The organism is Williamwhitmania taraxaci, assembly GCF_900096565.1.
GTDB classification, from domain to species: domain Bacteria; phylum Bacteroidota; class Bacteroidia; order Bacteroidales; family Williamwhitmaniaceae; genus Williamwhitmania; species Williamwhitmania taraxaci.
Genome location: NZ_FMYP01000156.1, coordinates 1 through 1,901 on the forward strand (window position 1 = coordinate 1; position 1,901 = coordinate 1,901).

Annotated in this window: 3 protein-coding genes; all 3 read left to right on the forward strand. The window is 37.6% G+C overall.

Annotation, left to right across the window (positions count from 1 at the left end):
- Nucleotides 1-373 precede the first annotated feature (373 nt).
- The 3 genes from BLS65_RS17640 (at nucleotide 374) to BLS65_RS17650 (ending at nucleotide 1,770) form a co-directional block, all read left to right on the forward strand.
- Nucleotides 374-706, forward strand: coding sequence for an ArsR/SmtB family transcription factor (locus BLS65_RS17640; RefSeq protein WP_092441102.1), 333 nt, complete (start codon nucleotides 374-376; stop codon nucleotides 704-706).
- 20 nt (nucleotides 707-726) lie between these two features.
- Nucleotides 727-1,194: a DUF6428 family protein gene (locus BLS65_RS17645; protein ID WP_092441103.1), complete on the forward strand. Its 468-nt coding sequence runs from the start codon at nucleotides 727-729 to the stop codon at nucleotides 1,192-1,194.
- Nucleotides 1,195-1,356: 162 nt separating this feature from the next.
- A complete protein-coding gene (locus BLS65_RS17650) occupies nucleotides 1,357-1,770 on the forward strand; it encodes an arsenate reductase ArsC (RefSeq protein WP_092441104.1) in 414 nt (137 codons plus the stop codon).
- Nucleotides 1,771-1,901: the final 131 nt, after the last annotated feature.

The following is a 1,901-nucleotide window of genomic DNA, read 5'->3' on the forward strand; positions in this document are numbered from 1 at the left end:
TCCGCGCACAAGGGACTTTCACCCTCTGGACTTGTTCCAAAAACGCTTCCGTTTAAAGAACTTTTACTATATTTACCATTCAAGGCACACACAGGCGTTTGGCAAAAAAGCGGGTTCAGTGCTTAAATGAAGCTTTGTGCTTCGTATCAAGTTCAGTGCTGGCAGACAGTTTTGTGCTTCGAAATCCGCTTCTTCGCCAAGCGCCAAACCGTTATCGGTAACTCTATGACGACAGTGCTAACCTGAAAGTTTGTGCTAAAAACAGGCGAAAGTTAAGACCAAACAATATATAAATTGACAGTGGATAAATTATTTCACGGGGCTACTTGTTACCTCAAATCTTTATCGTAATATTGCAATATAAATATTTGAAATGGGAGCGACAAAGACAGAACACTTTACCGACAAACAAAACGCCATTGCGACACTCGCAAAGGCATTGGGACACCCTGCAAGGGTTGCCATTATGGAATATTTAATGAAGGTGGACACTTGCATTTGTGGCGACATAGTTAATGAACTTCCTTTAGCACAGCCGACAGTTTCGCAACATTTAAAGGAATTAAAAAATGCTGGACTTATCAAAGGCGACATTGAAGGTAATACTATTTGTTACTGCATAGACGAAAGGGCAATTGACAAACTGCAAAGCTATTTTGCAAACATTTCAACCAAATTAGAAAAGAAAAAAAGTAATTGTTGTTAACCAAATAAATAAAAAGCAATATGAAATTATCAGAAATAAAAAAACATTTAGGCACAGCCGAAGCAGTGAATTTCAAACTTCAAAACGGAACTACTGTTCCTGAAAATTTCCACGTTACCGAAGTTGGAGTAGTAACTAAGCACTTTATTGACTGCGGTGGGACAATCAGAAATGAGAAAGTGGCGAACTTTCAATTATGGGATGCAAACGATTTTGAACACCGCTTAAAACCGACAAAGTTGCTTAACATCATTAAACTATCCGAAGAAAAATTGGGAATGGAAGATTTAGAAATTGAAGTTGAATATCAAGCTGAAACAATCGGTAAATATGATTTAGATTTCAATGGAAAAAACTTTGTTCTTATTTCAAAACAAACAGCTTGTTTAGCTTCTGATAGTTGTGGCATTCCAAAAGAAAAATTGAAAATAAATTTAGCACAAGTTACAATTCAAAATTCTTGTAAGCCAGGCAGTGGCTGTTGTTAAAAGTATGAAACATATAATAGAATATATTGGCAGACACAAACGCTTCTTAATAATCCTATCGGGTATTATTGGACTGAACTTTTACTATGGGTTTGACCCAAGATTTACAATTATAAACCTACTATGGATATTTATTAGTGTAGTTAAAATAGATTAATCATAATGAAAAGAATATTAGTGTTATGCACAGGAAACAGTTGCCGAAGCCAAATTGCAGAAGGTTACTTACGACATTTTGCAGGCGACAAAGCAGAAATTTATAGTGCAGGTATTGAAACTCACGGAGTAAATCCGAGAGCAATTGCTACAATGAAAGAGGACGGCATTGACATTTCAAACCATACTTCTAACAACATTGACGAGTATAAAGACATTGACTTTGATTTTGTAATTACCGTTTGCGACAATGCAAAAGAGCGTTGCCCATTCTTTCCGACAAAGGCAAAAAAGTTTCATCAAAACTTTCCCGACCCTGCAAAATCAACTGGGACAGAAGAAGAAATTTTAGAGCAGTTTCGACAAGTTCGACAAATGATTAAAAGCTATTCACAACAGTTTGTAACCGACAACTTGTAACGGCTGACCAACGAACGAAGGAAGAAGAGCTACCGATAATCGAGTAGGCTGCCCCGCCAGCTAGGCTGACGGGGAGAGCCTCTCACACCACTGTACGTACGGGTCTCGTATACAGCGGTTCATTAAGATGT